Consider the following 24,319-nt stretch of genomic DNA (forward strand, 5'->3'; position numbering starts at 1 on the left):
CCTCTCGAAACCTCAACCGAGGTCGAACTCCTCCCAGAGCGCCGCATTATGCTCGCCAACGTGCGGGGCCGCACGCTCGAATTTCGGTCGCTGCCCGTCGATGCGGATAGGCGAGCGGGTGGTGCTGAGGCTAACCCCGTCTTCGCGTCCGATCGTCTGTAGCATGTCGAGAACGCGAAAACCCTCGCTGCCGAGCAGCTCCGGCCAGTTTAGCACCCGGGCGCACCAGATGTCGGCAGGCTCCAGGATAGCAAGCCATTCGTCGACGCCGCGGGTCGCAATGCGCGCCGCGATAATCGCCTTGATATCGTCGCGCGAGGTGAACCAGCTTTTCGGGTCGTCTCGATAAGGCGCCAGTTCCTCGATGCCGAGCAGATCGGCAAGCTTCGGGATCGGCGTCATGGCGATGGCAAGGTAGCCATCGGCCGCCGGGTAGACGCCATAGGGCGCGGAAAGATAGGCATGGGCGCTGCGAACATGCGAACGCTCCGGCAGCTTGTTGCCGCTGTTCATGTGCACGCTCAGCACCTCGACCTGCAGGTCGATCAGCACCTCAAGCAAGCTAGTCTCGACCAGGCCGCCCTCGCCTGTCACGCCGCGCCGAACCAGCGCTGCCAGAATGCCCTGAGCCGCTGCCGCACCGGCCAGCATATCGCCGATCGCCAGACCGAAGGGCACTGGCCCCTGCCCTTCGTCGCCATTCAGCCACATGACACCGGAGCGTGACTGCGCCAGGAGATCCTGACCCGGCCGCGATACCCACGGGCCTTCTTCGCCGTAGCCGCTGATCGAGCAGTAGACGAGGCGCGGATTGAGCTTGCTGGCGGCCTCGTAATCCAGCCCCAGCCGCTCGATCACGCCCGGGCGGAAATTCTGCACGAGAACGTCGGCCTTGGAGACGAGCTTGCGCAGCGCGCTCATATCGCGTTCGTTCTTCAGGTCGACCGCGAGGCTTTCCTTGGAACGGTTGATGGCATGGAAAATGGTGGAATCGCCGCTCTCGGCATCGCTGAGATAGAGCCCGCGAGAGAGATCGCCACCACCGGGCCGTTCGATCTTGATGACCCTGGCGCCGAGATCCATCAGCCTGAGGGTGCAGTAAGGCCCGGACAGGAACTGGCTCATATCGACGACCACCAACCCGGCCAGCGGCAAGTCCTTCTTCAGCGCCATCAGTATTTCTGCTCCCCCGCCATCATCTCAGCCAAAAGCGCTTCTCCGCCTCGGCGAACACTCTCGCCGCCGATTCCCGCGCCAGCCTCAATCTTCTTATGTAAATAGTATTTTCACATATGGATGACATTTGCAAACAAAAAGAGGGAGGATATTCGCCGGCCATCCCGCCAAGACTACAGGAAAATGCGATATGGTTCGACAAGATCAGGATTGCTGAAAGGAGATTGAGGATGGCGACGGTCAAATTGCTCGATGATGCGGAGGCGGAAGCGATCCCGGCGGTGAAGGCGGTGTTCGACGATATCCGTGCGGTCCGAAAGTCCGATTTCGTCAATAATTTCTGGCGCGGCCTCGCCAAGGATCCAGCCTTGCTGAAGCGTACCTGGGAAGGCCTGAAGGCGGTCATGATGGCGGAGGGCGCGCTCGATCCGCTGGTGCGCGAGATGATCTACATCGCTGTCTCGACAGCCAATGGCTGCACCTACTGCGTCCATTCCCACACCGCAGCCGCCAGGGCAAAGGGCATGACGGATGCTCAACATGGGGAACTGCTGGCTGTCATCGGCCTTGCCGGACAGACGAACCACCTGGTCACGGCAATGCAGATTCCCGTCGATCCAGAGTTCGACGTCGGTCATCCCTGACAATGAAAAAGGCCCGCCAGCATTGCGCCGGCGGGCCTTCGATCATTGATCGCGTTTCTAGCGGTCAGACTTTTCCGTAGACTGAGCTTCTACGGCAATAGCAGCGACGCTGATGCCGTTGTTCACGGCCAGCAGCCTTTTGCGAACCAGAACGCCCATGACGCGGGCGGCGGTCGAAAAGGTCATCGTGTCAAGCGGACCTTCGCCCTCCCAGGGCTTGGTCAACCGTTCGGTCACAGCCGAAACGATGTTGTTGGGCACGATGTCGGTGCATTCGCGCATGGCTTCGAAAACGACGCTGATGGGGATGATCCGCCCCTCGAACGTCACAATCGGTTCGGTTACTTCGCTGTCCCATTCCTCGAAGGCATAAAGTCCTTCGCGAAAAAGCTGCTGCAACGTAATGGGGGCATGACCCTCATGAAGGGGCGGCAAGGCATTCGACATGTCTGTCTCCTTTCAATTGGAAGTCCGGCGCATGATATGAAAGTGATCGGTCTCCTTCAGAGACCAGGCGCTGCTTCTTGAGTTTGGCGCGCCCCGAACGCAGTCTATGGGGCAAGCGGCGCGGCAAACCATGTCGTGACCGGCGCAACGCGGGACACACACAAAATGTTCCCACCGGTCATTTAACTTGATCAAGTCTATAGATTAATCTCGACTTGAAAAGCCTCTTTGATAATTTTCTGCAATTCTCTTTATTTTTGAAGGACTTCGCGTAGAGTAAAACGACACCTCATAGTCGGGAGGCGCGCGAATCCCTTCCAAAACGGTGAAAGGAAGACCATGTGCGGCAATCATGAAAGCGAGCATGACCATGGGCACGCTCACCAAACGATCGACTGGCGGGAAAATGGGGTTAAAATCATCCCTGGCAATGCCCTCGACCCGAATACGGCGCAGACGCCGGGCATGAATCGCGCAACCGCGATCAATCACGCCCGCGCCGGCGCGGAAAAGATCTGGGCCGGCACTGTGACGATCCACGCCAACGCCAAGACAGGCGCCCATCATCACGGCGATCTCGAAAGCATTATCTACGTCGTCAAGGGCAAGGCGCGGATGCGCTGGGGCGACAATCTGGAATTCGTCGCCGAAGCCGGCCCGGGCGATTTCATCTTCGTGCCGCCCTACGTGCCGCATCAGGAGATCAATGCCAGCCGCGACGAGACGCTGGAATGCGTGCTGGTCCGCTCCGGACAGGAGCCTGTCGTCGTCAATCTCGATATCGAGCCGGTGGAAAAGCCGGAAAATGTCCTTTGGAAGGACCCGATCCATCGCTAGCTTGCATAATCTTTGAGCAATTGCCTATTTTGCCACATAAATAATCTATAATATTTGTAGAAAATTAGTTTCCGCTTTGCACTGCACTGAAAAGAGTTTTTCAGAAGTGCATCGCACAACGCATGATCCTGCTTCGCGACGCGAACATGCGTCTGAGATGATTAAGCCGTCAACGAGATAATGATCTCGATCATCTGGAACAGGATTTCCCATGACTGAAAAGCTTTCTAGAGGCTTCGACGCGCTGCGCCTTTCCCGTCGCGCCGGCCTTGCCGCCATCTTTGCTTCCGCTGTCGCCGCTTTCGGCTTGATGACAACCGCTACCCCGTCTTTCGCTGCCGACAAGACGATCAAGGTCGGCATCATGAGCGGTGAAGACGAAGATGTTTGGCGGGTGGTGACCACGGAAGCCGCCAAGAAGGGGCTGAAGATCGAGACCATCGTCTTCAACGACTATACCCAGCCGAACGAAGCGCTTGAACGCGGCGAGGTCGACGCCAACGCCTTCCAGCATCAGCCCTATCTCGACAACCAGGTCAAGCAGCACGGCTACCATATCGTCCGCGTCGGCTATACCGGTGTCTGGCCGATCGGCCTCTACACCAAGAAGTACAAGGCGGTGGCCGATCTTCCGAAAGGCGCGGTCATCGGCGTGCCGAACGATCCTTCCAACGAGGGCCGCGCGTTGCGCGTGCTCCAGAACCAAGGCGTGATCAAGCTCAAGGACGGCACCGGCATTCTCGCCACGACAGCCGACATCGCTGAGAACGCGAAAAATGTCGAGATCAAGGAACTGGACGCCGGCATCGTCGGCCGCTCGATCGACGACCTCGACGCTGCTGTCGTCAATACCGACTGGGCGCTGAAAAGCGGCCTGACACCGAAGGATCGCATCGCGCAGGAGCCGATCGACGGCAACCCCTACCGCAATTTCATCGCCGTCAAACAGGGCAGCGAGAATGAAGCTTGGGTGAAGACGCTGGTGGCAGCCTACCAGAATGACACCGTCAAGGCTGAATTCGACAAGGTCTACAAGGGAACGGGCCTCAGCGCCTATTGATAACCGGACCGCGCGGGGGACAGCGCTGAGCGGCAGGGCGGCCGGGGCATCTTGCCCGGGCCGCCTTTGGCGTTTTCCGCGCAGCCTCAACCCGCGCCGCACCCAAAAAGAAGATCGGGAAGCAGACAGACATGAACCCCTTCACCCCTGTCACGTCAATCAACGGCCATCCGCCGCCCCACCCATCGACCGGCGATGAAATCATCCGCCTCGTCGATGTCCGCCGTCGGTTTGGCGCGACACCTGCGCTGGACGGCGTTTCGCTGACGGCGCGTCGTGGCGAGATCGTCGGCATCATCGGCCGCAGCGGCGCCGGCAAGTCGACGCTGATTCGTTGCCTGAACGGGCTGGAACGCGCCGATAGTGGCGAGATCCATATCGAAGGCCGCGACATCGCAGGCCTTTCGGAGAAGGAACTGCAACCGCTGCGCCGCCGCATCGGCATGGTCTTCCAGCACTTCAATCTGCTTTCCGCCAAGACGGTCGAGGAAAATATCGCCCTGCCGTTGAAGATCGAGGGCGTCGCCAAGGCCGAACGGCTGCAGCGGGCGCGCGACCTGCTTGAACTCGTCGGCCTTGCCGACAAGGCAAAGGCCTATCCGGCTGCCCTTTCCGGCGGCCAGAAACAGCGTGTCGGCATTGCCCGCGCTCTCGCCGCACGCCCGGCGCTTCTTCTGTCGGACGAAGCGACATCGGCGCTCGATCCGGAGACCACCCGGTCGATCCTTGCACTGCTCAAGGATATCAATCGCAAGCTCGGGCTCACCATTCTGCTGATCACCCATGAGATGGAAGTGGTGCGCTCGATTGCCGATCGCGTTGCCGTTATCGATGCGGGCCGGATCGTCGAGGAAGGTTCCGTATGGACTGTCTTCGCCAATCCCGAAACGGACATCACCGCTAGCCTGCTCGGCGGCATCCGCCCGCAGCTTCCTGAACACATCGCCGCCCGCCTGTCGCCGACATCAGGGGTCGAGGCCATCCTCAGCGTCGACCTCGCCGGTCCGGCGGCACAAGGAGCGCTCTTCGCCGAGCTTTCCGCAGCGCTACCGCGCTCTTTCCGGCTGGTCCACGGCGGCATCGACCACATCCAGAACCAGCCCGTCGCCCGTTTCTTCATCGCGGTGCCGACGCGTGATGCAGCCTTGCCGGCGCAGGTCAGCGATTTTCTGAAAGCCCGCTCCGCCCGGGTGGAGGTTTTAGGCTATGACAACTGATGTAATCCTCAGCCTGCTTTGGCGCTCCTTCTGGGAGACCGTATGGATGACGACAGCGTCCGGCGTGCTCTCTCTCATCATCGGCCTGCCGCTCGGTCTCGCCCTCGTCGTGACAAGCCGCGGCGGCATTGCCGAGCAACTCGCCGTCAACGGCGTCCTTGCGGCATTGGTCAATGGCTTCCGCGCCGTGCCTTTCGTGATCCTGCTCATCGCGTTGATTCCGCTGACGCGGCTGATCGTCGGCACTGCACTCGGCACCACGGCTGCGATCGTGCCGCTCACCATCGCGGCAATCCCCTATTATGCCCGTATCGCCGAGGTATCCCTGCGTGAAGTCGATCGCGGCCTCATCGACGCGGTGCGTGCCATGGGGGGCAATCGCTGGACCATCGTCCGCGAGGTGCTGGTGCCAGAAGCCATGCCCGGCATCGTCGCAGGCTTCACCGTGACGCTGGTGACGCTGATCGGTGCCTCCGCCATGGCGGGCACGATCGGCGGCGGCGGGCTTGGCGATCTTGCCATCCGCTATGGCTACCAGCGCTTCGAAACGGGCGTGATGGTCGCCGTCGTCGTCGTGCTGATCATCCTCGTCTGCAGCATGCAATGGCTTGGCGACCGGCTGGCCGCCAGGCTCGATCGTCGCTAGGACCTTAGCCAGCCCTCCCGCTATTCATGCTCCGCCGCCGGTGCGGCGGGGTTCTGGCGCGCGTCGAGATTAAGCATCGGCACCGCGCCATTTGGAAGCATGGTGGTGGGCAGTTGCCCGTTCCATTTTTCCGCTTGGGTCAGGAAGATCAGGTTGGGGTTATCGCGCAATGCATCGCCGCGGGCCTTGATCGCCTTGGCTTCCGCATCGCCCCGAAGCTGGATCGCCTCGGCATCAGCTTCCGCCTGCAGCCTCACGGAATCGGCCTGTGCCTGCGCATCGGCACGGCGGGCATCAGCCGCCGCCTGCGCCTGCGTCACAGTGATCTGCGCCTGCACCTTCTCGCGCTCGGCATTCTGCCGCAGCTTCTGCACCTCGACTTCAGCGAGCATGCGCTGCTCGATGCTGTTCTCATAAGCGTCGGAGAAATCGATATTCTCGACCTGGACGCTATCGATCTGCACCGGCCCCTGGATACCGGCCTCGATCGCCGCCTGTACATCCGTATTGAACTGCGCCCGGTTCTGAATGACGGAGGCGGCGGTGAATTTGCCGAAAACCGTCTTCACGTCCTGCGGCGCACGCCGGGCAATCAGCCGCGATTCCAGATTGCCGATCGAACCGAACTCCGAATAGACATGCTCCACCGCATCCGCAGGCACATGCCAGGAGATCGTCACGCGCATGTCGGCGGGCTGCTGATCCTGCGAATAGGCCTGCATCTGCGGATGCTCATTGTTTTCGCAGCTGGCCCCATTCTGACAGGTCCAATAGGTCACCTGCTGCGTCACCGGGATTTTGACGACAGTCTCGATCCAGGGCAGCTTGAAATGCAAGCCCGGTTCGGCCGTACCGACCATGGCGCCGGTGCGCAGGATGACGCCGCGCTCGCCCTGATCGATCGTGTACCATGAACTGAAGACGAGCATCAGAACGGCGATAATGGCAACGATGCCGATAAACGCCGTTGCACGGCCTTTGCTCGCCATGGATGCTATGTCGATTTCCCGGTTTGCCATCGATATCCTCACCATTCCCCAGAGCATTCAAGCGTTTCGCGGAATCGCTTGAATGCTCTAAGTTATTGTTTCCACGCAATTCCGGAGAGAAACCGCTGCGCGCTTTTCCAAGAATCGCTCCAGTAGCCGAGACATAGATGAGTCGAACCGAAAATGCACTCGTAGGTATACTACGAGCAAAGGGGCTCCGTTAGTTCCGCGTCACCGGTTTCGAGCGCATGCGCGATACCGTTTCCCGCTCCGCGCGCTTGCAGCGCATCGGCGGCAGGCCGCGATCCATCAGATCCATGTCCTCCAGCACCATGTCGCCCATTTTCTTGAAGGCGCTGTCGAGTGCTCCGGCGCGATGGGCAGAGCGGATGAAACCCTTGAGAGCGCGTACCGGATGATCCTTACCGAGCGGCTCCTCGGGATAGACGTCGCTCGCCGCCACGATATGGCCGGAGGAGACCGCGGCCATCAGCGCATCGAAATCGACGACGTCGGCCCGGCTGAGCAGGATGAAGGCTGCACCCTTGCGCATACGCGCGAAAGCCTCGGCACCGAGAAATCCCTTGTTCTCGCTGGTGACGGAGGCCACCACGAAAATGAAATCGCTGCCCGACAGCACCTCGTCAAGGCCAGCAGGCTGCACACCGTTTTCCCTGAGGATCGAAGGCGGCATCCAGGGATCGAACACCTTGATATTGGCCCGGAAGCCCGTCAGCACCCGGTTCAGTGCCTTGCCGAGCTCGCCGAACCCAACAATGCCGATATCGCTGCCCGAAAGCAGCCGGGCGCTGGCATTGCCGTCTCCGCCCCAGAGCTCCCTGCCCTCGCGGAAATCCAGATCGGCATCGATGATGCCCCGCGCCAGGCTCAGCGCGAATCCGAGCCCGATCTCGGCGACCGGCTCTGCAAAGACCAGACCCGTGGTGACGACATGAATGCCACGCTCGAAAAGCACATCGTACGGCATGTTGTTGATGAGATTGCTTTCGACATTCAGGATGCAGCGCAGCTGCGGCATGCGCTCCAGCGTCTCCTTCGACAGCGGCGGCTGGCCGATGATGTAGCGCGCTTCTGCCAGCACCTCGTCGCCCAATGCGGCGATTTCATTCGGATCCGCCTCGACGATGCGGTATTTCGAGTGAAGCAGGGATAGCGCGTCCTTGGTGAAAATGAGTTCAAGCGAGCGCGGCTCCGGCGCGCTGATGGCCAAAGGCCTGCTGTCGGTCGTCATCTTAATCTTTCCCTGTTTCAGCGTGCGATCCAATATTATTCGATGGATCAAATCAATCAGGCTTCGTCCTCTTCTCCCGGCATTCCGACAGAGAAGGCGCAGATGCGTGAGAGATGGGTGAGCGGCAGGCCCGTCTCGGCGTGCCAGGCATTGAACCGATCCTGGATCAGCCGCAGGTCCTTCTTCGTCGGCTTGCCTTCCGAGATCGGCAGGCCGGAAAGGCGCAGGCAGACGAGCACATCATGGCTCATGACGAAGCTGTCGCGGCCGATCGCCCGCAGGAAATATTGGCCGCTCATGCCGCCGAGCCGTTCTGCCCGTTTGTCGAGCACGCCGAGCAGGCCGATGTGATCCTCAATCGGCCAATCGGCAAAAAACTGGCCGGCGCTGCCATGCTCATCGGCAAGCTGCCGGATGAATTGGGCATTCGCCCGCACCGACATGATCTTGGCGCCGTTGCGGACAATACGCGTGTCGGACGTCAGATCGTGCCAGTAATCATCAGGCGCGAGATTGAGAAAGGCAGGATCGAAACCGGAGAAGGCCGCTTCAAAACCCGGCCACTTGGAATCGATAACGTTGCGGACGAAACCGGCATAGAAGACATAACGCGTCATCTCCGACAAAAGCCGATCGTCCGGCTGCGCGCGCAAGACATCGACATCAGGCAATTTCGGCATCAGCGTCTTCAGCGCGGCGGCACCGCCCTTGCGCTTTTCGGCCCGCTCCTCAATCTCCGCAAAGCTTCCCATCGCTGTCTTCCTCCGGCTGCGCTGCACGCCAAGTCATTTATGATCCCATAGCTCCGCGCAAGGGTCTTCGGCGCCTCGGGTATCGGTCAGACGCACCGCATCGTGACGCGCGACCCCAAAATTGATCGCGCTACGCCTTGAATCAACCGGGCGATGATTGAAACAACGGTGACCTGCACCAGTTACGTCCCGAAATTAACTTGAGATTTTGCGCGCCGTGGCATTAACCTCTGCGGCGTCGGATCGGAGCTTCGCACCATGAGCATTAAAGACTGGAATTATCCCATCATGGTCATCTGCAAGCGTACCGGGAAGGTCTATACCGTCGGGACCACGAAGGATGCATTGGACATGCTGCTGAACGCCTGGCCCGTGGCGGAAGGCAAGGCGTTTTTGATGGCCCTGCAGATCTGTGCCGATGTCGAGAGCGGCCACGGGCACCCGCTGGAAGCCCGAAACAGCTTCATGGCCGCAGCGATGGAAGCCGGTGTTCCGATCGAGACCACCATGGTCCAACAGCACTGACCGCGCTCAATAGGTCCCACCCGAAGACAATTGCTGCGCATTCCCGCAAGATCAGATAATCCGCTTCCGGCCAAATCCACCCAAAAATGGAGCCTCAACCCGCCTTGTCTTGGCGGGCGCGCAATATATACCGAGATTGACCTAAGTTATCTGGGTTTTCGGGGATTTAATCATGAAGAAGAACATTCGCGCGGCCCTGGCCGCAGCATTGATTTCGTGCGCCTTCGCATCATCCGCACTCGCTTTTGGCGCAATCGCCGTCGACGACCAGCAGGGCCTTTCTGCAGGGGAAGCCGGCTATGGCCTGGGCTGGGGCTCCAGCCGCGCGGAAGCCGAGCATAATGCCATCAAAGAGTGCCGTTCGGCGGGCAATGACTCCTGCAAGTCGGCCGTGTGGTTCGAACAATGCGGCGCCTATGTCGGCGATCGCGTCAACTACGGCATTGGCTACGGCAGCAGCAAGCGCGAAGCCGAGCGCATGGCGCTGGACAACTGCCCGCATTGCAAGATCGTCGTATCCGACTGCCAGTGATCCGCCGACCTTTCGATCGGCCGCTTGCAAGGTGATTTGAAACGTCCCGCCGCCAGTAGTTCAGCACTTGCGGCGGACTCGACGAGATCAGTGCTCCACATAAGCTCTTCGGCGCCGGGCATTTTCTATAGGCTGGGCTGCGGCGTCGTTCCGACAGGACAATCAATTTTCAAGAAATTGCGAAACTTTTTCCCCTCGCGGGAGTTTCGATGCCAATGTCGGAGCACCATTGAATGAACATGATCATTATGACCAGCGGCGTTCGCTGGAGCGAACCTGTGTACCTGCGCATCGGCTACGGCATGCCGGAGAGAATAAGAAGCCCGAAGGATGCCCTCAACCATCTTCTGTTCCGCTGGCCGACCGTTCGAGGGGAAAAGTATAGTTCGGCAAGGCATATTTGCTCGGCGGCGGAAGGAAACTCCCTTCTTCACAACGAAGCCAGGATGGCATTTGTTGAAGCCTGCGTCGAAGCTGACGTGCTGGACTAAGCCCGTCGGCATCGATTTTACAGCATCGGGCGCCGCCAAAGGCGCGGCACTGACCGGTCTGAACCTGTTCGCAAACGCACATTCCGAGAGGTCGACGGCGACAGCCGTCGGACATCCAAACACGGCTTATTCGGACAATAGGCGTGGCAGGTGCTGTTGAAGCAAGCTGCCGGCTCGATCGCGCCCCCTGGCAACAGGCTGACAGAAGCAACCTCGAAGACACCAGGCAAGATGCCGTTCGACGCGGAACGCTTTTTGCAATGGTTACCGAAGCATATACGTTTCGGAGGTAGTGCGTTTTGAAACGAAACACTTTACGACCATTCCCGGCCGTAACACTCGTACTCGGAGAGACCGGCGGATATCGCCGCGTCAATTCGGTACATCAAGTCGCCGAGTTGCTACTGGAGCATTGGCCGGTCGAAAGCGGCGAAGAATATGTGACTGCGGTGCGCATTTGCCTCGAGGCGATGCTGGGCGCCGTTCCTCCGGAGGCCGCACGGGACGCCCTGATCAGGGCCGCCCGGGAGGCGGGCCTATCCGTGATGCAGTGAACTCATCCGGTCATTTCGGAACCAGGTGGGATCTCCGAAGGGGCAATTCATTCTTTGTGAACCAGTGCGGGCGAAGGTGCCAACAAAGGCAGGCGATTCGCCTTGCTGATGACGGAGATGATATGTCGCTTTTAGCATTCCCAGCCGACAGACGCGCCAGTGATATCAGGCGGTGCGCCAGTGCCCTGCAGCAGCTTCACGGAGAGGAAGCAAATCGCTTCTGGCGCTCGGAAATGGCGGGCTTTGCCGCCACCCTGAAACGGCAGGGAATGGATGAAGACGAGATATCGCGCCAAGCTGGGCTCTTCATGCATGCGGTTCTGATGGAACTGCAGTTGGCCTTTGCGACGGACGAAATGAACGCGTCCGCCTGAGGAGGCTACTTCGGCAGCCGGCAGAACACGATCGATCGGTCGCCGCTCGATGGCGACCTGATCTGCACGGTCCAGTCTGCGCCGGGAAAATGAAATCCCTTCGACGCAACAACGCCCGTAATCTGCGTGCAAGCCTTCCGAGCATCGATGGTCGTCAAGTCGATCGTCGCCGTCACGGAGTATTTCCGGCTGGAAACCTGGCACGGCGCGGTGAACAGGCCAGTATTATCTATCATCTTGCAGACCCGGAACGCGTTGTTCACGGCATCGTCAGCAGCCAATACAGAATTGGCGACCACCAGAGCAGTGGCCGCCGCCAAAAACATCCTCATTGAACACCCCGTTCCCCTGTGGCGGCACGGTGCCAGAGCGCGTTTCGTCTTGCAAGATATCTAGCATGAATTATCCATGGCCGTTTACAAATGCGGGTGATAAGCGGATTTTCTCGCGCCATTCAGTCCGTCTACCGGCCATCTAGAGAACAGCGCTCAGGGCTTGCGATCGTTTCTTCTGGACGCAAAGAACTTCGCCCGGCTTGCATTCAAGCACCAACAAAAAGAGCCGCAGAAGCGACCCCTTGCCCGACAATGATTTCATATCGTCTTGTCGTCTTGCTTGCCGAACTGCCTATGCGATCATCGAAAGCACAACGACCCCCAGGATGCTTAGGCCGCCGAAAACAGGCAAAAGTTTCACCATGATATGCCGAGCAAGTCTCTTCTCTTTTGAGGTCATGACCAGATCCTCGCAAATTCCGTGACGCTTGAACGCAAAGACGCGCAAGAAGTTTCACTTCCATCGTAGTTTCCTAATCTAAGATGTCGCTGAAAGTATGGCGAGCTGATGGTGGTTATCGTGAGGTCGATGGTGCACCCGTTTGGATACCGCGCCGCCGGCAACTGCTCTCGACCCGAACCTATCTGGCTACTGCGGTTCGCCAATCTCCACAGCGTGCCCATCAGGATCATAAAACCGGAACACGCGCTGTCCCCAGTCTTGTCGCTCGACGGAATGGATCAGCTCAACATGCGGTGCAATTCTTTCGAACGCTGCATCCACATCCTCATGTTCGAAATAGAGAAGCATGTTTCCGCGCCCGTATGGGCTGGACGTTTCAATAGTTTTCTTCCAGACCGTTTGCTCAAGTGACTTCCCGTCATGAATGGCGAAGCCGGTCTCGAAGAGAATGAAGTTCCCGAAATCGCTCAGGATTTTGAGACCCAGCAGGTCGCAATAAAATGCCTTCGAGCGAGCTATGTCGCTGACGAAGGGGATTGGATTGACGAAACGCATTGAGGATGCCAGCTCTTTTGAGGAAATCTGGAGAAGGGTAAGGAAATTCCGATGATTGCCAACCAGTCAATTGGTGATTGTGTTTGGACTTCGACAGCAGGCACCGGTGGGAACGTTAGGCATGACACAGCGCAAAACTCGGGTTGGAGGCGGCCCGTTCATCCTGACAACCCGATCGGCATGACTGCTGATCGGGCTTTTACTTTTCGAGAATGAGATTATCTCGTTCTCTTAGTCCGTCAGCTTGCCGATCAAAAGCCCGGCAAAGAGACCAAGCAGGGCCGTAACCATAAGAATGGAACTTGTCGCCGTTGGATTGTCCTTGGCAGCCTGAACTACATTTCTGCCTTCGGTCCGCGCCTGGTCCGCAACATTGGAAACCCTCGTCTTCGCCGACGACAGCGCTTCGTCGGCGCGTTCGGAAGCAACGTCAATCCTGCTGGCCAAATCCGCTGAAAGCTTGGCAATCTGATTTCGAAGCTCTTCGATCTGCGCATTGATGTCTTTGTCTAGCGTGATGTCGGCCATTAGATCCTCCTGATAGTGGCGTAAAGTCGCCTGTCAGGAACGGCGATGGCTCGCTTTGGTTCCCTGCCCATTCTGACGAGCGGAATAGGATCATCCTCGCCAGATTCATCACATGTATAGATATTCGGCCGCCCTTGGCGCGGAAAGGTTCATATCCTCACTGGCGGATATCCATGCCAGCCCTTCAGCTTCGCCGGTCTCCGGCGAGGCGAAGACGATCCCCGCCATCTCTGGCCGCATATCAGCCGGATTATTGAGGAATTCGACCCCGAATGGCGCTTCTTCGAGAACAAGCGGGCCTGTTCAGCGCGGCAGAGATCGGCGCATCTCACCAGCGTCGGCCGCTCTTCATTGTGGCCCACGCCAACAAAGTCCCTCTACTGTACGAAGATCGAATTGGTACTGGTGAACAATTGCTTCCGGATGAAGGACGACGCGGCAGCTGCGGGGTCACAGTTCGGGATCGGCAAGGCTGCGAGGGTTTGGACGCATCTTTGGATGCTCATGCAGGCATGCGGCGCGACACCGACGAAGCCCTTCAGCTTCCCATCTTCCCACCCGCTCCATCTGAGTTTGAACGCTAAGCCCCGATCCTCGCCCGGAGGCCTGACCTTCAACCCGAACTTTTCGGATTGGATCATGGGCTGGCCGATCGGGCGGACCGACCCGATGCGGCCGGTAACGGAGTGGTCAGCCTGGCTGCGGTGTATGCGTGGCGAACTCTCACAGATGCCCTCTTTGAAGGGGCTTCAAACAACGCTTAAAGACCCTTCAAAACAGCGGTGAGCCGAGTTTCGTACTTTGCCTACCGGCAAATATAGCGAACCTCGTATTGCGGTTCGATTACAAGAAACATTTGGGTGGCGGAGCAATGCCGCCCACTCGATGCCAGCCAAGCAATGGCAGCGTCTTGATAAAGGATCATCGGCGTTCTCGTGTCGGCGGCGCCAAGCGTGATCCCTTGTCCGGCACCCTGTAGAGCCGCACCGCCAATACCCAGGGTGATCATCATTCGGTTTTCTGCCGGTTTATCGAAAATCCGCCATTGCGCATTCGTCGATGGATTTACCCATGTGACGACTTTCACGCCGGAGTAATTCTTCATCGCGTAGTCCATGCCAGCACAGCCGGCCAGACCCGCCACAAGCAAAGCAACCAAGCCAATTTTTTTGAACATGCGATCCCCATCTGCATTCGAAATGAATGCAGAGTGCGTAACGTGAGTCGAGGGTTTTAGAGCGTTTCAGGTTTTGACGGAAGCGTATCCAGCGTTGACGAAGTAGTTGTTGCATTCGTTGGGCTCGATTGTTTTGACGAGATGTCCGATGTAGCGCCAGGTGTCATCGATGGTTCGCTTCTGAGCCAGGCGCATCCAGTGCTTGATTTTGGCGAAGGCTTGTTCGATCGGATTGAGGTCGGGAGAATAGGGCGGCAGGTACCAGAGCCGCGCACCAGCATTGCGGATCATCTGACGGATGGCGACCGACTTGTGGGAGCCGAGGTTATCCTCCGCGATATCGAAGCTATCGTCGACAATGAGGAGGAGCCCGCATGACTAAGTCACTCGTCCTTCACGACGTCGCCGTTAAATCCGACGACAATGTCATTTCCTCTACCCGGAGATCATTTCTTTCGGCACTGCCCGGATTGGCAGCGGCATCGGCCGTTCCCGCAGTTCTGGGCAGTCCAAAAGTAGTCCATGCCGCTACGGAGCCTTCCCTGGCTGCAGAAGGAGTGCATGAAAATCCGGACTTGCTTCAGGCTTATGCCGGTCTGATTGCCGCCTGTGCTGAACTGGCAGCAGCGGAAGACGCACTGGAGTGGTTGGCAGATGAGTGGCGCCACCTCTGGCCTCTCGCTCCGGAAGAACTCCTGGGCGCAGCCAATGTTCATCTACACTATGGGCACAACGACGGCGCCGAGAGAGACATCATCGGCCGCTTCATGATGAGGGAAACTGCCGATCTTACGAAGCGGTTAGCTCGCAAATATCGAGAGGAGAACAGAAAGACGTGCTTTCACATCTTCAGTTCGGCGGAAGCAAAAGAGCATATTGCCAAGTTTTCGCGGCAAATACCGAAGGGACGCACAGAAAAGGCGTTGGCTCGCAACCAAGCCTGGATAGAGGGCGGGCTTGCATCATGGAACCGGACGCTTGTACTCGCGGAGAGGTATGAGGCCGAAACTGCACGTCTTCGGCATGAATCAGGGGTTCAAGCAGCAAAACAACGAATTGCCGATGCAGATCTTGCGGTGTGCAAGTCTCGGACGGCGATATCAAAGATCCCCGCGTTCACGCACAAAGGCCTATTTATCAAAGGTGAAGCCCTCAAAATGACTGGCCTCTTTGACGGCTCACTCGCCGCCGGTGGTCTTTTGGGTGAAGTGAGCAACTTCATTCGGGCGGTTGCTGATGTGACGGGGAGAACAACGGCATGAAGCGCTCTTCCACAATCCTGCAACATCGCCGCGCCGAACTGGAATCCCGGATAGAGGAGATGATTGAACTTCTCGACGTCATCGACGGCGACGCGGATCTCGAGGACAACGGCGATGATGAGCCTTCAATCGGATCGACACCGATGATCATCGGAAACAAGATCGAGCTCGATCTGGAGTGGGCGCCGGCCGACGAACACGGAATCGCCGATCACGATGCATTGCACCTATTCCAGCAAGAAGGCGGTTTCTCAGGCTCTCGCTTCGACGGCGACGGCCACCACATCGCCCGGAAGCTTCTCCGTAGCCATGTGAAGGATCAGCGAAAGCTCGCCAAGGCTCTCGTCCGCACGCGTGTATTCGACCTGTATTCTGCCGGCGTGGGCCCTCGGTCGATTGCTGCCATGCTGAACGACGAAGGCGTAGCTGCACCACGTGGGAGGCAATGGAACGGCTCCACCATCAACGGTAACGACAAGCGCGGATACGGTATCTTGCGCAATTCACTCTATGTGGGAAAAATCGTTTGGAATCGGGTCCGGATGGTGAAAGACCCTTCGACTGGTCGGCGCATCTCAAGAGAGAACGAGGAGACTGCTGTCGAGACGATCGACGCCCCCCACCTTCGGATCATCGATGACGCACTGTTTCAGGCTGTTCGGAGCCGGAAGGAGGCAATCGGCGGCAAACATGCTCATACCGCCCCCAGGAACAGGCGATTGCTGTCGGGGCTGCTGAAGTGCCGTGCTTGCGGGGGCGGCTTGTCCATCATCGGCGCCGATCGCAGCGGCCCACGCGTCAGCTGCAGCACATGGAAGGAATCAAAGAGCTGTTCAAACAACGCGCGCTACTATGTCCAGAAGATCGAACGAGACGTGATCGATCGCTTGCGCATCATGTTCGCCGACACTTCCGCCATAGACGCCTACGTCGAAGAATATAGGGCTGAGAGCAAGCGAATTGCCACCGAGCGACGCAATAGCCGCGGCGCAAAGGAACGCGCTGGCAGACGTGCAGATCAGAATTACGCGTGTGATTGAGCAGGTGTCGAGGGGAACAATCGCGGATGAGGACGTTCTGGCCATTCTTCCCGGGCTCAAAGCTGAGCGGATGCGCCTGAAAGCTGAACTTGAGGCCGAAGAGGCTCCAACCAACATCATCGAGCTGAAACCAAAGGCTGTCGAGAAATTCAGGGAGGATGTCGAGCAGCTCGCCGATATCGTCAACAGTCCTGGTGCCGAGCCCTCGATCGAGCTCGGGAGAGCATTCAGGGAAGTCGTCTCGTCCGTGATCGTCCACCCGCGCCAACCGGGTTGTTGTCCGCCGCTAATAACCGGAATATCGGGATTAATCGAGAATATGCGGGAACGAGCGACAAAGGCTGGAAAAACAACGGCTTTTGCGGTCTGAGCGCGCAAATCCCGGGAAGTAAGATTTGACAGCGTGCGGCAGCAAAAGCGCGAGAACTGAGCCGCCAGCACACTGGTAACGGGTAATTTGAAATTCGCCGTTAAATCCGCTTCAAAACGGCTTGTCAGACCTTCAAATCATTGAAAATGCTAAGATGAGCCTTGGCCTGCGCGAGCGCACGGTCATCCGATTTCGAACATCAACGGCGCACCAAAACCAATTTGAGCTTTGCCCGGCAGGGAAAACCACCGGCAGACCTTCTGAAGGGCCTAGACAATCGGCCTTGTGAGCTTCTTCGCGTCTCGCCCGAGGTTTGCCCAGAGGCTCGCAGAAAATCTCATATCCTTCGGCACGTATTTCGCTCAAAAGAGTCTCAGATGTTTGAAGTTGACGACTCTGCCATCTAGTGCGAAAAAACGATGGCAAATAAAAAATGGCCTCGATTGCAGCGAAGCCATTTTCCCGACGAACTATTCGTCTATTTGCGAGTTGCTAAACTCAATGTGGGCCATCTTTCCAAAAAAGGACCAAGATGGCCCATTTGATTAGATGTGCCATTAGACTGCCAACTAGGTCTGCCAGCAGCTCGTCAAATTTCATGCGTGTCTCCTATGTTGTTAATGCTTTGAACGGGTCACCTATATTTACCCGCTATATTAGCGTGCTGTATGACTTACTTCGAATCAATAGGTAACCTGTCAATAATTCGTACGCTTGATTCCAAATCCCTTCAATGTTTTGACCGGTTCGTGCGCCGAATTAATGATTCATGTCTTTGAAGTTGCATGTAAAAAGCCCAAACGCAGTCTGCCAGTGCAAAGCACTGCTTCAGAAGCGTGTGACAGAAGCGCCTCTGCGATAGGCCTAGCATTCAACATTATTAGAGGTAGTGTCGAATTGCTTCCTCAATGCGCTTCGCAGTGTCAGTTTCTGGCGCACGGGCGCTGAATAGGCGAGCGAGCTTGTTCCGGTCTCCTCGACCTTCTACGGTATGCAGGTGGATCATGTCCGACGCAAAGCCTCGTACCTGGTCTGCTGGCATCTCGTCGGCCTTTGCAACTTGCAATAATCGACCAAGGTAGTGGCTATCAGCATCGGTTATCTCTTCGGTTATATCAAATCGTCCTTCCTTTATTTCTGCACGATCAACATACCTGCTGCTGCCCGGGACGATCTCGCCTTTGATCCGTTGGATGCTTTCCTCGGTCCTCAAGCTGCGGCCAAAAAAATATTCACCGGTCTCGTGGTTCCAAACTTTGAATGCATGAACGAGCACCCTATCGCCTTCCCAGGCAGGCAACTCGTTAACAATGGCAGCGCATGCGAGGCCCAACCAGTTGGGACCACCATTCTGCTTGTAGGCAGCCAAGGTATTGTGGGAGCCAATTCCCAATTTGCGCATAGCCTCAGTGTCCGAGAGGCCCATTTTCTGCAAAAACGCCTTAAAATCTTCTGCTTCCATGTCTACGTTTCCTTTCGAATCACATGTCATATATGACACTTGTCTAGCAAATACCGTCAAAAATGACAATACAAGATTTACGGGGAAAGCGGAGCGCCTGGCTCGTGTGGAATCCTTCTGCCGAAATGAACCGATGGAGTTCCATTGTGAGGTATCGCCTGCCTCGATCGCGGCCGTCGTCTGCAGCCTCAGAATTTCCCCCCGCTTGACTCTTTTCCAAACAAGAACATAATAAGAACAAATGAGACGAGAGCGATGATGCTGCCGACTTCGGCGGCTAAGTCGGTGTCTCATCGCAACCCGCAATTCGCCCACTACGAGCCGCCATGCGCGCAGCATTTGGAGGATGAGAAAGTGTATCTACGAGAGAGATATTTCCAAGAGATCGGAACCTGGCCGACCGTCGATCTGCGAGACGGCTACTTCACGGTTCTGCGCCCGCAAACAAACGAGGAAGTGCACCCCATTCTGCGGCGCGAAATTTTCCGGCTCCAGTCCGCAAACAAGTTCGAATATTTCTACAAGGGAGAGGAAACCTTCAACGGCGAAGTCAATACCGGCCCATCAGACAACTGGCTCGAAATCGCCTGGTGCGAGGCGGCCGGCGTTGCGGCCATCCTATACAGAGGGGAAGGTATCCCCGCACGCCTGAAATGGTTCGACGCGGCGTCACCGGAAGAGGCCATCGACCAATGGTGCGAGGAGTACGTGGTTCCTATACCCGTCACTGAAGATGAAGAGGACGAAGAATGACGCCGTCGTGACGATCGAGCATGCGCGGAAACTGGATGGCCTATATTGACAGCATTGAGCCGACGCCGCGCCGCCAGTCGCTCGGGTCGTTGGTGCCAGCAAAGGCGTCGGCTTTCCCGCTGATCTTCGCACGAGGCATGGTCGTGGTTCCGGCCGGCGACGTGGCGCTACTAACGGATATCTGCCTAGCTGATCTGCCGGAATGGTGGGAACTGCGCGGTCTTTGCAGCCGCTGCCGTCACAATGCCGCGCTCAGTCGGCGATGGCTTAGCCGCCGAGATGTCCACACGCCTCTCGCGCAATGGCGTCGATATCTGCGCTGTACGAAATGCAACAACAAGGAGCGCAACGAATTTGTGGCGCGCAAGATACCGAGAGACTGAGAATGCCGAGAACATTCCTACCGACAAATGCTAACTTTGGCACGCTGAACGTCATCCCGCACGATGCCACAATCATGGTGCGGTGCCTCGCATGTGGCAAGATGCACGAGGTAGACCGCCTGTCTTTAGAAGAGAAGGCAGGACATACCGCAGAGCTGAAGGATATCGAGAAGCGGCTGAAGTGCTCGTGCGGCCAGAAGGCAGCAAAGATTATGGCCGGTTACTACGGAAGCCCACATCCGAACTATGGCGTGAAAGGTAAGATCTGATGCCGTAGCCGATCATGTATTGATCCTCTTTTCAAAGGAAAAATGCTAGGTAAAGACGAACTGAATTTAAGATTGAGTCGAGCATGTCTGATGGATCAAAGATTTCAACCAAAATAGATACCCGCTACTTTGTGGAATACTGGCTATCCGTTGGCAGTGTTAATTGCACTTGGCGAGTAACCAGGGCAGAGGCCGAAACTATCCAGCCCGGACAAAAAATCATCGCTGAGCCGGGCGAGAATCTCATAGAATCGTTTCGAAACGGCCTGCGCAAGCCTTGGGGACTTGCAGCCAATCGAACCGATTGGTGTTTTAAAGAGTTGTCGGTTGCTCCTGATCACTATCATCCACGTATAGCAAGGGCGCTCGGAGGTTTCGACCTTTGGGCCTATCCCGCTGAGACCGATCGTGAGTTCATAGCCCGAGGCAGAGATCACCTGTCCGCGATCGTCGAGCAACTTTCTGGCATCTTCAGGGTCGTCGAACCTGGTGGATCGAACGCCGAGGCCTTTGGCCCCAGCATTATGAACTTGTTGATCGTAGCTTGCACTGAGGTAGAGGCGCAGTGGAAATCCGTTTTGCAAGCTAATGGCTACGCTGGGAATAACACCAAGGATTACTTCAAAACCTGTGAAGCCCTGAGACTTAAAGAGTACTCTGTGCTCTTGGCGCCTTATCCATGGCTTGCGCCAATTCAGCCGTTCGCGAATTGGGCAAGCGATCGACCGACAGGGAGCCTTGCCTGGTACGATGCATACAACAGCGTGAAACACGACCGATATACGAATTATTCGAAAGCCACACTCTCGCACTGTATCTCGGCCGTTTCAGCAATAGCTATTCTGCTCGTTGCTCAATTCGGTGCAACGGCGCTGACAGGTGAACACAGACGAATGTTTGAATTTCAATCGGTCCCCGCCGCACGTCTCGATTATACGTACCTCTCAATCAAGGGTGAGTGGAAACCCTCAAACTTTGACTTCGACCGATCCTAGGATTGTGAATCTCTAAGAGAGCTGACGTCACTGCTAACCATAATTTAAACTACTTACGCGTGCGAAGCTCCGCCCGCTTGCGCGCAGAGATGCAGATTACTAGCTAACACTTTGTTAATCGCAATGCTGGGGGCGGCATAAAATCATGACAGTTTCATAGTGCACCGGCCGCTGCTTGGCGGCCGTTTCGCGTTCTCGGCTAAGCGTCGGACGCGGTTCAACTTTACATCGTTGATGGCGTTGTCCTGGCTGAATGGCCGGGAGCGTCCGACTGTTGGTGAAATTCCCCATGATCCAGGCTTGGCTTGACGATCATGAAGCCGAACGTTTGCCGGAGCCAGGTTCGCTCGTTGCCTCTAGCAGCCTTTTTCGCAACTCGTTGCCCAATATCGGAATGACTGCTTCCACGATCGCTCTGTCCCGCACATCAACGACGCGGCCCAACAGTTCATTGTACATTTCAGCGGCAATTACGGCCAGCTTATGCGGAGGGGTTTTGAGGCGCGCAGCCTTATGCACCATCTCAACGTTTTTGTAGATGATCTCTAGCAGCTCTGGATCCATTGGACCTTTCGGGGGCGGTCCTTTGCCCTGATCAGAGAACATTTGGCCATCTCCCGATACAATCCAAAGAACATTTGCACCGAATACATTTCTATAGGCGGCCAAAGCAGAAGCGCTCGGTTCAGACTCGCCTCGCTCGTAAGAAGCGAGCGTGCTTTTTCCAACACCGATCTTCTCTGCGACCTCATCGCGATCTGGATCTCCGACCGCCTTTCGCAACGCCCGCAATCGTGCAGCGAGAGGCGTTTTCGGCTCACTTTCAGGACGCGCCAAATCCTCACCATAATAAAACTGATTTCCGCTTTACAAAAACGGTTTTCAGTTTTATTCCTTTCTGTGTTCGCAGATTTCAACATCCCAAAAAAGGAGGCCGGTCCAGGGCCTCCCTTCTGGAAGGACTACTTTATGCATTCTGGTACTGCCAGCGGCAAGGTTAGCCGCGAAGAACGCAAGCGGTTGGAGGAAGTTGCTCGCATAAAAGGCAAGCTCCTCGTCAAAAAACTCAGCCTCACATGGATCGACGAACACTATGGTCTGCCGACCGGAACGGCCGGCAACACCCTGTATGAACCTCACGTTGCAGGCGAGCGCGCCATCGCGGCAGCGTTAGGCACACGCCCCAATCTACTCTGGCGTTCCCGCTACAGGGCTGACGGCCGCCGCCACTCCCCCCAACCCACGGCGAACTATCGCCAGGGCCGCCGTTCCGCTGTTGTCTATTCAGACAGCGAGAGGGCCGTGGCATGACGCGGCGCGGGCGGATGGCTGTTCTAGCCTTTTTTGTCCGGTGCCAGCCCACTGAGCTGGTCGGCAGGGCGTCTTTCGCTCAACCCCGGCTGTCCAGTGCCGCTACCGCCCGCGCCACACCCCGACATTCCTCTTTTCCGCTGGATGCCACAATGACGAAACAGCACGGGAAAATTGGCGCTCGAAATCCCTTTATCCCCTCCATTCCACCCGCTTGCCGGCTGCTGGATTGGCTACTCGTCGGCAGCACCACGGTTGCGGGCATCGTTGCCGCAGCTCTCGCTGTCGCTCATCAGATGGGAGCATTCTAATGAACCCCTATTCCGAACCGGAACGCCTCACGATCATGCTGGCCTGCTGCTACAAGGCCTCGCAGCAGCATTTCTCGCACCTACCGTTGCGCTACCTCATCAGCCCGCCCAACCACATGTTGGACGCGGCCCTCGCGCGACAAGTCGCCCTCTACATCTTCCACGAAGAATTCAACGTTCCTCGTCGACGCATCGTCTCGATGCTCGGCATCGCACGTTCGACGATGTTGATGGCTGTTCGCGTCATCGAAGCCCGCCGCGCTGATGGCGTTTTTGACCGCATGTACCACCGCGTAGCCTCTCGTGCCGGCGACCTATTCATGGCCGAGTTGGCAAAAGCTGCGGAGGCCGCGTGATGGCCGAGTTGAAGCTTATCCCTATCGATCAGATCGTTGTTCCCGAGCGTCTGCGGACGGTTGAGGAAGAACACGCGCGTGCAATCGCGCAAAGCATCGTCGAGCATGGCCTAATCAACCCGATCACCGTGCGCGCCACCCCCGCTGCAAAGGGTGGGAATTGGACATTGGTTGCCGGTGCGCACCGCCTGCGCGCCTTCGAAATCAATGGCGAACCTGAGATCGACGCCATGCTCGTCGAGGGTGACAAAGCTGAAGCGCAGCTCATCGAGATCACCGAGAACCTCTTTCGCAACGACCTATCCGTGATGGACCGCGCGATCTTCGTGCAGTCCTATCGCGATGTTTGGGAAAGCAAGTACGGAAAGGTTGAACCTGGTCGCCCAGGAAATCGCGCCAACTTGTCGCAATTATTGGCTGATGAGGCCGAAGCCGGAAGTTTCTCTGTTCACGTTGCAGATCGACTTGGCGTGTCTCGGCGCGCAGTCGAACGGCTAAACAGAATTGCGCAAGATTTGCATCCGACTTTGCGTTCGCAACTTCGCGGCACCCCTGCCGCAGACAATCAGTCGATGCTCCTGAAGCTCGCCAAGGAAGGTCCGAAGCGACAGCAGCAGATTGCGGCCGCTCTCAAGAAAGAACCTGACCTTTCGAAGGTGCTGGAAGCCGCGAAGGAGCCCGCGAAAGAGGTCTCCGAAGCCGACAAACAACGCGCCGTCCGGGTTGATCTCGATCGCGCGTGGAAGTCGGCCGACCGCATAACGAGAGTGCTGTTCGTTTTCGACATGCTGGTCGAGGCCGGCGTTGCCAACGAACTGCGCAATCAGGTCAAGGCAGCGATGGAGAAGGCTCAATGAAGACCGATCCTTCCCAACTCGACTTCTGGAGCCAGGAGATTTTCCCGGTTCGCATGCCGGTCCAATCCATCGATATCGACCGCTATCGCGCCAAGATCAAGCGTGCGATGGCTCGGGCTATTCGCGAGTGCCCGCACGATCGCCCGACGATCGTCGCCCGCATGGCGCAATATCTCGGCCTGGCGAATGTCAGCAAGGCCGCACTCGATGCCTATACGGCCGAAAGCAAGACCGGCCACGATGTCTCGTTAATCCGCTTCACCGCCTTCGTACACGCCACGGGTGCCCTTTGGCTTTGGGACGAGGTCGCATCCATCCAGGGCGTCACCGTCCTGATCGGTGACGAGGCACGCTTTGCGGAAATCGCCAGGCTTCGCCAAGAGCGCAAGCGTATCGAGGCGGAAATCCGCCGTCAATCAGCGCGACCCGTCACCATCGCGAAACGGGGAGCGTAGG

The 24,319-nt window shown here is 57.4% G+C and carries 34 protein-coding genes and 3 pseudogenes; 24 read left to right on the forward strand and 13 right to left on the reverse strand.

All coding sequences use genetic code 11. The features are described from left to right. Positions 1-12 precede the first annotated feature (12 nt). Entirely contained in the window at positions 13-1,173 is a 1,161-nt protein-coding gene (locus GA0061101_RS07325; protein WP_092573352.1) for a CaiB/BaiF CoA transferase family protein, read from the reverse strand. Positions 1,174-1,406: 233 nt separating this feature from the next. Between GA0061101_RS07325 and GA0061101_RS07330 the strand changes: the two genes are divergently transcribed. Beyond that, a complete protein-coding gene (locus GA0061101_RS07330) occupies positions 1,407-1,820 on the forward strand; it encodes a carboxymuconolactone decarboxylase family protein (protein ID WP_047555401.1) in 414 nt (137 codons plus the stop codon). Between the two features lie 57 nt (positions 1,821-1,877). Here GA0061101_RS07330 and GA0061101_RS07335 read toward each other — a convergent pair whose 3' ends face one another. Continuing rightward, entirely contained in the window at positions 1,878-2,267 is a 390-nt protein-coding gene (locus GA0061101_RS07335; protein WP_092573353.1) for a BRA0787 family protein, read from the reverse strand. 339 nt (positions 2,268-2,606) lie between these two features. Between GA0061101_RS07335 and GA0061101_RS07340 the strand changes: the two genes are divergently transcribed. From GA0061101_RS07340 to GA0061101_RS07355, 4 genes are all read left to right on the forward strand, one after another. Further along, positions 2,607-3,104, forward strand: coding sequence for a cupin domain-containing protein (locus GA0061101_RS07340; protein WP_092573354.1), 498 nt, complete (start codon positions 2,607-2,609; stop codon positions 3,102-3,104). 211 nt (positions 3,105-3,315) lie between these two features. Next, complete coding sequence (locus tag GA0061101_RS07345) at positions 3,316-4,164, forward strand: MetQ/NlpA family lipoprotein (protein ID WP_092573355.1); 849 nt, start codon at positions 3,316-3,318, stop codon at positions 4,162-4,164. Between the two features lie 131 nt (positions 4,165-4,295). Then, complete coding sequence (locus tag GA0061101_RS07350) at positions 4,296-5,381, forward strand: methionine ABC transporter ATP-binding protein (RefSeq protein ID WP_245297449.1); 1,086 nt, start codon at positions 4,296-4,298, stop codon at positions 5,379-5,381. Beyond that, a complete protein-coding gene (locus GA0061101_RS07355) occupies positions 5,371-6,027 on the forward strand; it encodes a methionine ABC transporter permease (protein WP_092573356.1) in 657 nt (218 codons plus the stop codon). The genes GA0061101_RS07350 and GA0061101_RS07355 overlap by 11 nt, the downstream gene beginning before the upstream one ends. Before the next feature lie 20 nt (positions 6,028-6,047). Here GA0061101_RS07355 and GA0061101_RS07360 read toward each other — a convergent pair whose 3' ends face one another. The 3 genes from GA0061101_RS07360 to GA0061101_RS07370 form a co-directional block, all read right to left on the reverse strand. Beyond that, positions 6,048-7,046, reverse strand: a complete 999-nt coding sequence (locus tag GA0061101_RS07360) for an SPFH domain-containing protein (protein ID WP_037196538.1) — start codon at positions 7,044-7,046, stop codon at positions 6,048-6,050. A gap of 190 nt (positions 7,047-7,236) precedes the next feature. Next, positions 7,237-8,268 (reverse strand): hydroxyacid dehydrogenase, encoded by a 1,032-nt coding sequence (locus GA0061101_RS07365; protein WP_092573357.1) that lies wholly within the window; start codon positions 8,266-8,268, stop codon positions 7,237-7,239. 56 nt (positions 8,269-8,324) lie between these two features. Further along, positions 8,325-9,020: a DNA-3-methyladenine glycosylase I gene (locus GA0061101_RS07370; RefSeq protein WP_092573358.1), complete on the reverse strand. Its 696-nt coding sequence runs from the start codon at positions 9,018-9,020 to the stop codon at positions 8,325-8,327. A 258-nt stretch (positions 9,021-9,278) separates the two neighbouring features. Here GA0061101_RS07370 and GA0061101_RS07375 point away from each other — a divergent pair, with 258 nt between their 5' ends. From GA0061101_RS07375 to GA0061101_RS07395, 5 genes are all read left to right on the forward strand, one after another. Further along, entirely contained in the window at positions 9,279-9,545 is a 267-nt protein-coding gene (locus GA0061101_RS07375) for a DUF982 domain-containing protein (RefSeq protein WP_047555395.1), read from the forward strand. A 172-nt stretch (positions 9,546-9,717) separates the two neighbouring features. Further along, positions 9,718-10,077: a DUF4189 domain-containing protein gene (locus GA0061101_RS07380; protein WP_080760475.1), complete on the forward strand. Its 360-nt coding sequence runs from the start codon at positions 9,718-9,720 to the stop codon at positions 10,075-10,077. Between the two features lie 239 nt (positions 10,078-10,316). Beyond that, positions 10,317-10,568 carry a DUF982 domain-containing protein gene (locus tag GA0061101_RS07385; RefSeq protein WP_208864996.1) on the forward strand — a complete coding sequence of 84 codons (252 nt, stop codon included), beginning with the start codon at positions 10,317-10,319 and terminating at the stop codon, positions 10,566-10,568. A gap of 299 nt (positions 10,569-10,867) precedes the next feature. After that, on the forward strand, positions 10,868-11,122 hold the full coding sequence (locus GA0061101_RS07390; RefSeq protein WP_037196530.1) for a DUF982 domain-containing protein: 255 nt from the start codon (positions 10,868-10,870) through the stop codon (positions 11,120-11,122). A 122-nt stretch (positions 11,123-11,244) separates the two neighbouring features. Continuing rightward, positions 11,245-11,496: a DUF6074 family protein gene (locus GA0061101_RS07395; RefSeq protein ID WP_047555393.1), complete on the forward strand. Its 252-nt coding sequence runs from the start codon at positions 11,245-11,247 to the stop codon at positions 11,494-11,496. 5 nt (positions 11,497-11,501) lie between these two features. Here the strand turns inward: GA0061101_RS07395 and GA0061101_RS07400 are convergent, their stop codons facing one another. The 3 genes from GA0061101_RS07400 to GA0061101_RS07410 form a co-directional block, all read right to left on the reverse strand. Continuing rightward, positions 11,502-11,822 carry a hypothetical protein gene (locus GA0061101_RS07400; protein ID WP_234903749.1) on the reverse strand — a complete coding sequence of 107 codons (321 nt, stop codon included), beginning with the start codon at positions 11,820-11,822 and terminating at the stop codon, positions 11,502-11,504. 598 nt (positions 11,823-12,420) lie between these two features. After that, positions 12,421-12,789, reverse strand: a complete 369-nt coding sequence (locus tag GA0061101_RS07405; protein ID WP_047638937.1) for a VOC family protein — start codon at positions 12,787-12,789, stop codon at positions 12,421-12,423. Positions 12,790-13,020: 231 nt separating this feature from the next. Then, the gene (locus GA0061101_RS07410) at positions 13,021-13,317 is read right to left on the reverse strand and encodes a hypothetical protein (protein WP_092573360.1); all 297 of its coding nucleotides are present in this window, start codon (positions 13,315-13,317) and stop codon (positions 13,021-13,023) included. 153 nt (positions 13,318-13,470) lie between these two features. Between GA0061101_RS07410 and GA0061101_RS40020 the strand changes: the two are divergent. After that, positions 13,471-13,557 (forward strand): annotated as a pseudogene (locus GA0061101_RS40020) (DNA cytosine methyltransferase); the annotation flags it as partial. Between the two features lie 32 nt (positions 13,558-13,589). Next, a complete protein-coding gene (locus GA0061101_RS40025; protein ID WP_245297450.1) occupies positions 13,590-13,901 on the forward strand; it encodes a hypothetical protein in 312 nt (103 codons plus the stop codon). Between the two features lie 221 nt (positions 13,902-14,122). Here the strand turns inward: GA0061101_RS40025 and GA0061101_RS07420 are convergent, their stop codons facing one another. Next, complete coding sequence (locus GA0061101_RS07420; protein WP_092573361.1) at positions 14,123-14,494, reverse strand: hypothetical protein; 372 nt, start codon at positions 14,492-14,494, stop codon at positions 14,123-14,125. A 66-nt stretch (positions 14,495-14,560) separates the two neighbouring features. Beyond that, a pseudogene (locus tag GA0061101_RS07425) lies at positions 14,561-14,824 on the reverse strand (transposase); the annotation flags it as partial. A gap of 44 nt (positions 14,825-14,868) precedes the next feature. On the opposite strand from GA0061101_RS07425, the gene GA0061101_RS07430 reads away from it, so the two are divergent. The 3 genes from GA0061101_RS07430 to GA0061101_RS07440 all read left to right on the forward strand — a co-directional run bounded on the left by GA0061101_RS07430 (position 14,869) and on the right by GA0061101_RS07440 (position 17,166). Beyond that, a complete protein-coding gene (locus tag GA0061101_RS07430) occupies positions 14,869-15,756 on the forward strand; it encodes a hypothetical protein (RefSeq protein ID WP_092573362.1) in 888 nt (295 codons plus the stop codon). A gap of 143 nt (positions 15,757-15,899) precedes the next feature. Then, positions 15,900-16,796 carry a recombinase family protein gene (locus tag GA0061101_RS07435; RefSeq protein WP_167669533.1) on the forward strand — a complete coding sequence of 299 codons (897 nt, stop codon included), beginning with the start codon at positions 15,900-15,902 and terminating at the stop codon, positions 16,794-16,796. Continuing rightward, on the forward strand, positions 16,768-17,166 hold the full coding sequence (locus tag GA0061101_RS07440) for a hypothetical protein (RefSeq protein WP_141694048.1): 399 nt from the start codon (positions 16,768-16,770) through the stop codon (positions 17,164-17,166). The genes GA0061101_RS07435 and GA0061101_RS07440 overlap by 29 nt, the downstream gene beginning before the upstream one ends. A gap of 880 nt (positions 17,167-18,046) precedes the next feature. Here the strand turns inward: GA0061101_RS07440 and GA0061101_RS07445 are convergent. Then, complete coding sequence (locus tag GA0061101_RS07445; RefSeq protein ID WP_092573365.1) at positions 18,047-18,628, reverse strand: hypothetical protein; 582 nt, start codon at positions 18,626-18,628, stop codon at positions 18,047-18,049. Between the two features lie 258 nt (positions 18,629-18,886). Between GA0061101_RS07445 and GA0061101_RS07450 the strand changes: the two genes are divergently transcribed. From GA0061101_RS07450 to GA0061101_RS07465, 4 genes are all read left to right on the forward strand, one after another. Beyond that, positions 18,887-19,381, forward strand: a complete 495-nt coding sequence (locus GA0061101_RS07450) for a hypothetical protein (protein ID WP_141694049.1) — start codon at positions 18,887-18,889, stop codon at positions 19,379-19,381. A gap of 35 nt (positions 19,382-19,416) precedes the next feature. Continuing rightward, the gene (locus GA0061101_RS07455) at positions 19,417-19,764 is read left to right on the forward strand and encodes a hypothetical protein (protein WP_092573367.1); all 348 of its coding nucleotides are present in this window, start codon (positions 19,417-19,419) and stop codon (positions 19,762-19,764) included. Positions 19,765-19,766: 2 nt separating this feature from the next. Continuing rightward, positions 19,767-20,033 carry a hypothetical protein gene (locus tag GA0061101_RS07460; protein ID WP_092573368.1) on the forward strand — a complete coding sequence of 89 codons (267 nt, stop codon included), beginning with the start codon at positions 19,767-19,769 and terminating at the stop codon, positions 20,031-20,033. Positions 20,034-20,116: 83 nt separating this feature from the next. After that, positions 20,117-21,028, forward strand: coding sequence for a hypothetical protein (locus GA0061101_RS07465; RefSeq protein ID WP_092573369.1), 912 nt, complete (start codon positions 20,117-20,119; stop codon positions 21,026-21,028). 312 nt (positions 21,029-21,340) lie between these two features. Here the strand turns inward: GA0061101_RS07465 and GA0061101_RS40030 are convergent, their stop codons facing one another. Continuing rightward, positions 21,341-21,634, reverse strand: a complete 294-nt coding sequence (locus tag GA0061101_RS40030) for a hypothetical protein (protein ID WP_245297451.1) — start codon at positions 21,632-21,634, stop codon at positions 21,341-21,343. A gap of 54 nt (positions 21,635-21,688) precedes the next feature. Next, positions 21,689-21,865, reverse strand: a pseudogene (locus GA0061101_RS41020) (helix-turn-helix domain-containing protein); the annotation flags it as partial. 132 nt (positions 21,866-21,997) lie between these two features. On the opposite strand from GA0061101_RS41020, the gene GA0061101_RS41025 reads away from it, so the two are divergent. The 5 genes from GA0061101_RS41025 (at position 21,998) to GA0061101_RS07495 (ending at position 24,318) form a co-directional block, all read left to right on the forward strand. Further along, positions 21,998-22,339: a helix-turn-helix domain-containing protein gene (locus tag GA0061101_RS41025; protein ID WP_092573371.1), complete on the forward strand. Its 342-nt coding sequence runs from the start codon at positions 21,998-22,000 to the stop codon at positions 22,337-22,339. 152 nt (positions 22,340-22,491) lie between these two features. Then, positions 22,492-22,650, forward strand: a complete 159-nt coding sequence (locus GA0061101_RS39310; RefSeq protein ID WP_167669534.1) for a hypothetical protein — start codon at positions 22,492-22,494, stop codon at positions 22,648-22,650. Beyond that, positions 22,650-23,006 (forward strand): hypothetical protein, encoded by a 357-nt coding sequence (locus GA0061101_RS07485; RefSeq protein ID WP_092573373.1) that lies wholly within the window; start codon positions 22,650-22,652, stop codon positions 23,004-23,006. The genes GA0061101_RS39310 and GA0061101_RS07485 overlap by 1 nt, the downstream gene beginning before the upstream one ends. Further along, on the forward strand, positions 23,006-23,863 hold the full coding sequence (locus tag GA0061101_RS07490) for a ParB N-terminal domain-containing protein (RefSeq protein WP_092573374.1): 858 nt from the start codon (positions 23,006-23,008) through the stop codon (positions 23,861-23,863). The genes GA0061101_RS07485 and GA0061101_RS07490 overlap by 1 nt, the downstream gene beginning before the upstream one ends. Beyond that, positions 23,860-24,318, forward strand: coding sequence for a hypothetical protein (locus GA0061101_RS07495; protein WP_092573375.1), 459 nt, complete (start codon positions 23,860-23,862; stop codon positions 24,316-24,318). Before GA0061101_RS07490 ends, GA0061101_RS07495 begins: the two co-directional genes overlap by 4 nt. Position 24,319 lies beyond the last annotated feature (1 nt).

The sequence above is a fragment of the Martinezella lusitana genome, from assembly GCF_900094565.1.
Taxonomy (GTDB): Bacteria; Pseudomonadota; Alphaproteobacteria; order Rhizobiales; family Rhizobiaceae; genus Rhizobium; species Rhizobium lusitanum.